The sequence below is a fragment of the Kitasatospora sp. NPDC059462 genome (assembly GCF_042749955.1).
In the GTDB taxonomy this organism is placed as follows: domain Bacteria; phylum Actinomycetota; class Actinomycetes; order Streptomycetales; family Streptomycetaceae; genus Kitasatospora.
The window spans coordinates 20,951-28,254 of record NZ_JBHYUU010000113.1 but is presented as its reverse complement, the minus strand read 5'-3'; the positions used below and the strand labels follow the sequence as shown (position 1 = coordinate 28,254).

Annotated in this window: 6 protein-coding genes; 5 read left to right on the top strand and 1 reads right to left on the bottom strand. The window is 76.8% G+C overall.

Features of this window, described 5'->3' with window-relative positions; all coding sequences use genetic code 11:
• Positions 1-816, bottom strand: an 816-nt coding sequence (locus ACFXAM_RS25390) for a PAS domain S-box protein (RefSeq protein WP_380294542.1), incomplete at its 3' end; no start/stop codon positions are given.
• Between the two features lie 243 nt (positions 817-1,059).
• Between ACFXAM_RS25390 and ACFXAM_RS25385 the strand changes: the two genes are divergently transcribed.
• From ACFXAM_RS25385 to ACFXAM_RS25365, 5 genes are all read left to right on the top strand, one after another.
• A complete protein-coding gene (locus tag ACFXAM_RS25385) occupies positions 1,060-2,229 on the top strand; it encodes a rhodanese-like domain-containing protein (protein WP_380294541.1) in 1,170 nt (389 codons plus the stop codon).
• 129 nt (positions 2,230-2,358) lie between these two features.
• Positions 2,359-3,042: a DUF5819 family protein gene (locus ACFXAM_RS25380; protein ID WP_380294540.1), complete on the top strand. Its 684-nt coding sequence runs from the start codon at positions 2,359-2,361 to the stop codon at positions 3,040-3,042.
• Entirely contained in the window at positions 3,039-4,307 is a 1,269-nt protein-coding gene (locus tag ACFXAM_RS25375; protein ID WP_380294539.1) for an HTTM domain-containing protein, read from the top strand. The genes ACFXAM_RS25380 and ACFXAM_RS25375 overlap by 4 nt, the downstream gene beginning before the upstream one ends.
• Positions 4,308-4,317: 10 nt before the next feature.
• Positions 4,318-6,465 (top strand): FUSC family protein, encoded by a 2,148-nt coding sequence (locus tag ACFXAM_RS25370; protein ID WP_380294538.1) that lies wholly within the window; start codon positions 4,318-4,320, stop codon positions 6,463-6,465.
• A gap of 34 nt (positions 6,466-6,499) precedes the next feature.
• The gene (locus ACFXAM_RS25365; protein WP_380294544.1) at positions 6,500-7,264 is read left to right on the top strand and encodes a TrmH family RNA methyltransferase; all 765 of its coding nucleotides are present in this window, start codon (positions 6,500-6,502) and stop codon (positions 7,262-7,264) included.
• Positions 7,265-7,304: the final 40 nt, after the last annotated feature.

The window sequence follows — 7,304 nt, the reverse complement described above, 5'->3', positions numbered from 1 at the left end:
GCCCGGCGCGGACTGCTCGGGCTGCGGCGGCGGGCCGAGCCGGGCGGTGCGCTGCTGCGCGGTCGGGTAGCGGCGGCCGATCCCGGCCGCGGCGTGCGCGGTGCCGGCCGCCGGGTCGGCCGGGCGCAGCGGCAGCACGGTGGCCGGGTCCAGCCGCAGGGCGGGCAGCCCGGCCCGGGTCAGGGCGGCGAGCAGCGGTCCGCGGCGTTCGGCGGAGCCGGGCAGCAGGGCGGCGAGCGCTCCGGGCACCGGCCGGCCGGCCGTGGTCAGCGCGGCGGAGAGCCGGTGGAAGCCGCCGAGGGCGCCGGGGGCGGCGGCGAACGGCAGCTGCCGCTCGCCGACGGCCAGCCGGGGGCCGGAGGAGCGCAGCGGGCGGGCGTCGGCGGCCAGCGCCAGCAGTCCGCCGGCCGGGCCGTCCACCGGGTAGGCCCACCAGAGGACGTCGCGCAGGTGCTCCTCGCGGTCGACCACGGGCAGCTGTCCCGCCCAGGCGGCGCCGGTGGAGGTCAGCTCGGCGAGCGTGGTGAAGGTGTCCCGGCGGCGGCCGGAGGCCGGGGGCGCGGCCTGGCCGGGCACGCTGCGCGGTTCGGCGGAGGGCAGCAGCCCGGCGGCCGGCCGGTCGTGGACGGCCTCGGCGCGGTGGCCGAACAGTTCCTCGGCGGCCCGGCTCCACTGGGTGATCCGGCCGCCGCGGTCGACCAGGACGAGGGCGAGCCGGACCAGGGCGACCACCCCCGACGGCTGGTCACCCGGTGCGGTGCCGGGCCCCGGGTCGGTGCCCGCCCGACGCGGTGTGGAGTTGGGATCGTCCACCATGGATTCGGTCTGCTCCCGCCTGGCCGCCATGTCTGGAGACGGCCGTTTCTCCGGAGGAAGGCATGCTGTGCGGATACCAGCGAAGCACGGACGGGCCGGGAGTCGATAGCGAAACGGGGAGATTCCTCGGTATCAGTTGCGTGTCACGTGCCGTGCGCCGGTCCGCACTCCCCGTCCACCGGGCGACGGCACCGCGCGGGCGGGCGGTAGGGTCGCAGGACCGCATGCAGGAGGAGGCGAGAGGTGACCGCGCAGATCCCGGTCCGCTGGACCGATCCGGAGCAGCAGGAGCTGGAGGAGCGGGTCGAGGCCGCCGAACTCGCCTGGCTCACCATGGACGTCGACGTGCGGACGCTGCGGGTCGAGATCGACAACTTCGCGCTGATCCACCATCAGCTGCTCGGGCCGCTGTACGCCCGGCTGGACGAGCTGGACGCGCTGCTCGCCGAGGCCGTGGCCGCCCGCACCGGGGACCCGGAGGACCTCCGGCGGGCACACGAGGCGCGCCGGCGGGTCGAGGAGCTGCCGGACCTGGACGCGCTGTTCGACAGCGTCCGGGAGCGCGGCGAGCAGGAGGACGCCCCGCCGCCGCCGGCCGCGCCCGCCCGGGTGCGGCCCGGCCGGGACGCCCAGCGGATCTACCGCGAGCTGGTCCGCCGCGCCCATCCGGACCTCTCCACCGACCCGGAGGAGCAGCGGCGCCGGGCGGCGTTCCTGGCCCGGGTGAACGAGGCCTACGCGTACGGCGACACCGCCGGGCTGGAGGCGCTGGCGGCCGAGTGGTCCACCGCGCCCGAGGCGGCGCCCGCCGTGGACTCCCCCGACCGGCTGGGCTGGCTGCGCCGCCGGCTGGAGTGGCTGACCGGCCGGATCGGCGAACTCGCCACCGAGCAGGTCCGCCTGGAGCGCAGCGCGATGGGCGGGCTGCTGGCACTGGCCCCGCAGGACCCGGACGGGCTGCTGACCGAGCTGGCCGAGCAGCTGCTGGCCAAGGCCGCCGCGCAGCAGGCCGAGCTGGCGAAGCTGCTCGGCGGGCCGGTGGGGGACAATGGCGGGGCCGATCCCGACGCCCAGGAGAACCAGACGATGTTCGCGCAGATCCCCACCATCGACGCCGCCGCCGTGCCCGCCGACGCCGCCCTGCTGGACGTCCGGGAGCAGGACGAGTGGGACGCCGGGCACGTGGACGGCGCGCTGCATATCCCCATCGGCGAGGTGGTCGCGCGGATCGGCGAGCTGCCGGACGCGACGCTGTACGTGCTCTGCCGGGTCGGCGGGCGTTCCGCGCAGGTCGTCCAGTACCTGGTGCAGAACGGCCGGGACGCGGTCAACGTGGACGGCGGGATGTACGCCTGGGACGGCGCGGGCCGTCCGATGGTGAGCAGCGACGGGCAGGACGCCTTCGTCCTGTAGCGGGGCCGCGGGGGCCGCGTCGTCCGGAACCGCGTGCCCGGGGGGCTCCGCAGAGCACCGGGATTAGGGCAGGATGGGCGCGCGACCGGGCCGGCGCGGTGCCGGCCCCACCCGTCCCCGGGGGAGTTCATGGCCGAGAGTGCCGAGGCCGCCGAGAACGCCGAGAGCCCGCCGCCGCCCGCCGGTCCGGTCCGGTCGGCGCCCGCCCGGGTCGTCCTGGGCACGGCCGCCGTCCTGCTGGTGTCGGCCACCGGGCTGTTCCTCGGCGCGGTCTTCCTGCACGTGGCGCCCGCCAATTCGCTCTCCCGGGAGTACCGGGAGCAGCTGGACGGCCTGGTCTATCCCGAGTTCGAGCAGAACTGGAAGCTGTTCGCGCCCAATCCGCTGCAGCAGAACGTCGCGGTGGACGCCCGGGTGCGCACGGTGTCGGCGGACGGGGACGCCGTGGTCCACGGGTGGGTGGGGCTGACGGCGCAGGACATCGCGGCGATCCGGGGCAATCCGGCGCCCGGCCACGCCGACCAGAACCTGCTGCGCCGGGCCTGGGACTTCTACGACGGGTCGCACAGCGCCCAGGACGAGTCGGCGACCACGGCGCGCGGACGGCTCGCCGAGGACTACCTGAAGCGGATCGCGGTGCAGCGGATCGGCCGCAGCGTCGAGGGCCGGCCGGTGGTGGCGGTCGAGCTGCGGGTGACCACGACGACCGTCGCGCCGCCGGACTGGAGCGGGGAGGCGGCGCCGCCCGCGCCGAAGGTGCGCGAGCTGCCCTGGTGGCCGGTGCGGGACGAGGACCTGCGGGAGCTGTGGTGAGCGGCCCGGTCCCGGCCGGGGTGCCGGAGCTGCTGCCGGACGCGGTCCCCCGCCAGTCCGGGCCGCCGGCCGGCGAGGGGGCGCCGCCCGGCGAGGGGGCGCCGCCCGGTGAGGGGGCGCCGCCCGCCGCGCGCCGGACGGGACCGGCCGCCCGGGCGTTCGGGGTGTTCGCCGGCCGGGTGCTGGGGCGGTACCAGGCGGCGACGGTGCGGATCGGCTTCGGGCTGGTCTGGCTGGCGTACCTGCTGCGCGAGTGGCCGGACCGGCGGCTGCTGTACGGCGACACCTCGCCCTGGTCGATGGAGCTGGCGGAACGGCTGCTGGCCGACAACGGGGCGCTGACGGTGCTTCCCTGGTTCGGCGGGCGGCTCTGGTTCGAGCTGGTCTACCACCTGGCGGTGCTGGCCGCGCTGGCGGTGCTGCTCGGCTGGCGGACCAGGGCGGCCACGGTGCTGTTCCTGGTGACCGTGCTGTCGCTGCAGAACCGCAACGTCTTCCTCGGCGACGGCGGCGACAACATCGTCCACCTGATGGCGGTGTACCTGGTCTTCACCCGGTGCGCCGAGGTGTGGTCGCTGGACGCCCGGCGGGTGCGGTCCGGGCGGGACGGCGCGGCCGGGGTGCTGGTGTGGGCGGTGCTCGGCGCGGTGCTGCTGGTCTGTCAGCTGGGGGGCTTCTCGGGGAGCAGCCTGGACTGGACGGTCCCGGCGTTCCCGTACGTCGGCTGGGGTCCGCTGTTCTGGGTGCTCTGGGCGGTGGCCGGGCTGTGGTGGCTGGTGGACCGGGCGGCCCCGCGGGGCGAGACCCGGGCGGTGCTCGACGCGCTGGCGACCATGGTGCACAACTGCGCGATGCTGGTGATCGCCGTCGAGGTGGTGCTGATCTACGCCACGGCCGGCTGGTACAAGGTGCAGGGCTCGCGCTGGCAGGACGGCACCGCGCTGTACTACCCGCTGCACCTGGACTACTTCACGCCCTGGCCGGGGCTGTCCGGGCTGGTCGGCGGGGCGATGCTGCCGGTGTTCCTGATCACCTACGGGACGGTGCTGCTCCAGGTGGCCTTCCCGTTCACGCTGGTGAACCGGCGGATCAAGAACGCGCTGCTGGTGGTGATGATGGCCGAACACGCGGGGATCGCGGTGCTGTTGGGGCTGCCGGTGTTCTCGCTGGCGATGATCGCGGCGGACGCGGTGTTCCTGCCGACGGCGGCGCTGCTGTGGGCCGGGGAGCGGGTCGCGCGGATCCGTCCCGGGGGCCGCCACTAAGCTGACCGGTATGTCCTGGTTCGCCGCGCTTCGAGACACCGCGCGGACCGGACTGACCATCGACCGGGCGCTCACCGACCCCAAGCGGGCGGCGCGCGGCGCGCTCGCCGTCGCCCTGGTGCTCTTCCCGACCCTCGCGCTCGGCGACGCCCGGCTCGCCACCTCGGCCGCGATGGGCGCGTTCATCGCCGGGACGGCGACCTTCCAGCGCAGCTTCCGGCCCCGGGCCACGCTGGCCGTCGCCGCCGGGATCGGACTCGGGGTCAGCACCTTCCTCGGCTACCTGGCGGCCGGGGTGACCGGGCTCTTCCCGGTGCTGCTGGCGGTCTGGGCGTTCGGCGCCGGGCTCGCCTGGGCGATCGGGCCGACCGCGGGCGTGGTCGCCGCCAACACCCTCTCGGTGATGCTGATCGTCGTCCAACTGCCGGTCAGCCCGCTCACCGCGCTCGGCCACGGGCTGGTCTGCGCGCTCGGCGGCGGCGTCCAGGCCCTGGTCATCACCCTCTGGCCGATCGGCAGCTGGACCGCCCAGCGGGAGGCGCTCGCCGACACCTACGCCGAACTGGCCGACTACGCGCGCCGGCTGCGCCAGGACCCGACCGCGCACGTCGACCCGGAACCGTTCATGGAGGCCCGGCACGCCGCCGCGCTGACGCCCTGGCAGGACCGGCGCAGGCCGCCCGAACTGCGCGGCCTGCGCGGGATCGCCGAACGGATCCGGCCCACCCTGGCGGCGATCGCCGACCCCAAGGTGGGCGCCCCCGAGGAGGGGCCGGAGCGCGACCGGGCCCGGGAGGTGCTGGCCGCCTCCGCCGAGGCGATGGACGCGCTGGCCCGGGCGGTCCGCACCGGCGACCCGCTCCAGCTGCCCCGCTCGGCGCCGTCCCTCACCCTGGTCGCCCGGACCGAGGGGCCGGAGCTGCGCGGCGCCGCCCGCCGGGCCGCGCGCCGACTGGCCGGGCTGCTCCGCAAGGCCGCCGACGCGCTCGACCGGAGCTCCGAGGACACCATCGACACCCCCGTCCTCCAGCCCGGCGGGGCGCTGCGCAAACCGCCGCTGGTCCGGATGCTGCCGACGGCGCTGCGCGCGGTGCGGCGGCAGTTCCACCCGCACTCGGCGGTGTTCCAGCACGCGGTGCGGCTGTCCGGGGTGGTCACCGTCGCCTACCTGCTGGCCCGGCTGGCCGGTTTCCACCACGGCTACTGGGCGCCGATGACCGCCGCGATGGTGATGCGGCCGGACTTCGCGCAGACCTACAGCCGGGGGGTGGCCCGGCTGGCCGGCACGGTCGTCGGGGTGGCCGCCTCCACCCTGGTGGTGCAGCTGGCCAGGCCCGGCGAGTGGGTGCTGGCCGCACTCGCGGTGGTCTCGATCGCCGGGGCCTACCTGACCTTCCGCACCGGCTACGCGGTGATCACCACCTGCATCTCCTCCTACGTCGTCTTCCTGCTCGGGCTCCAGGAGGGGAACCCGCTGGCCACGGCGGTGGAACGGGTCGGGCTCACCCTGCTCGGCGGCTCGGTCGCGCTGCTGGTCTACGCGCTCTTCCCGACCTGGCAGACCGCCCGGCTCGGCGAACGGCTGGCCGAGTGGCTGGCCGCCGCCGGGCGGTACGCGGCCGAGGTGATCGCCGTCTACGGGCGGCCGGCCGCGCCGCGCGGACGGGAGGTCCGCTCGGCGCTGCTGGACTCCCGGGAGGCGCGCTCGGAGCTGCTCCAGGCGATGCAGCGGGCCGACGCCGAGCCCGGCCGGCACGCCTCCGGACTGCCCGGGGTGAGCCGGCGCCAGCTGGACCGGGCCCGCGCGGCGGTCGGCCACCTGGGGCGGGTCGCGGTGCTGCTGGAGGCCCACCTGCCCGCCGAGGACGCCGATCCGGTGCCCGGGGCGGCCGAGTTCGCCGAGGAGCTGCGGCTGGCGACGGCGCTGGCGGCGGGCGCCCTGCTGACCGGGCAGCCGGTGGAGTTCGGCGCCGTGCGGGAGGCCCAGGAACAGCTGGAGCGGCGGCTCGCCGAGGAGCCCGCCGGGGTGCAGGGGGACGTCGTGCGCTCCGGCACCCGGCTGCTGCTCCAGGCACTGAAGGACCTTGAACGGGCGCTGCGCGGCGGTGGCACGGCGGCCACCGCCGAGCGGCGCGAGCCGGAGCCCACGGGGCGTTGAGGCGGCCCCCGCCGGGGATGGCAGAGTGAGCGGGGTGAACGAGGAACTGCTGCGGGACTGGCGGGCCGGGGCCGAGGAGCCGGGGACGGTGCTGCTGGACGGGTTCCACCCGCTGAAGCACGCGCTGCGGTTCGGCGGCACCGTCCGGCAGGTGCTGACCACCGACCGCGCCGCGCTGCTGGCGCTCGCCGCCGAACTGGCCCCGGACGTCGCGCCCGCGCTGGACGCGCTGGCCGCCGAGCTGCCCGGGGCCGCGCTGCGCACGCTCGCGCCCCGGCTGCACCCGACCGGGGTGATCGCGCTGGCGGTGCGGCCCACCGCGGAGGCCAATCGCGCCGCGCTGGGCCTGCGGCCCCGGCCGGCCCCCGTCGTGCTGCTGGAGAACCCGCGCAACCTGGGCAACGTCGGCGCGGTGATCCGGCTCGCGGCCGGCTTCGGCGCGGCGGGCGTGGTCACCACCGGCGAGCTGGACCCCTGGCACCCGGCGGTGCTGCGCGGCAGCGCGGGCCTGCACTTCGCCACCGCCGTCGAGCGGCTGAGCCTGTCCGAGCTGCCGGCCGGACCGCTCCACGTGCTGGACCCGGAGGGCGCGGACATCCGGGAGACGGCCTTCCCGGACGACGCGGTGCTCGCCTTCGGCACCGAGCGGCACGGGGTGACGGCGGAGCTGAAGGCACGGGCCGACGCCCTGGTCGCGGTGCCGATGCGGCCCGGGGTCTCCAGCTTCAACCTGGCGACCAGCGTGGCGATGGGGCTGTTCCACTGGATGTCCGGGCGCCCGCCCGGCGCGCCGGTGTGAACCGGCGGCCGGGACGGGTCCGGGCGGCGGGCCGTCGGGG

What these genes read in the sequence shown, in the direction of transcription:
- ACFXAM_RS25380 (WP_380294540.1), top strand. Translation starts at nt 2,359, where the DNA reads ATGGCCGAGAGTGCCGAGGCCGCCGAGAACGCCGAGAGCCCGCCGCCG.
- ACFXAM_RS25370 (WP_380294538.1), top strand. Translation starts at nt 4,318, where the DNA reads ATGTCCTGGTTCGCCGCGCTTCGAGACACCGCGCGGACCGGACTGACC.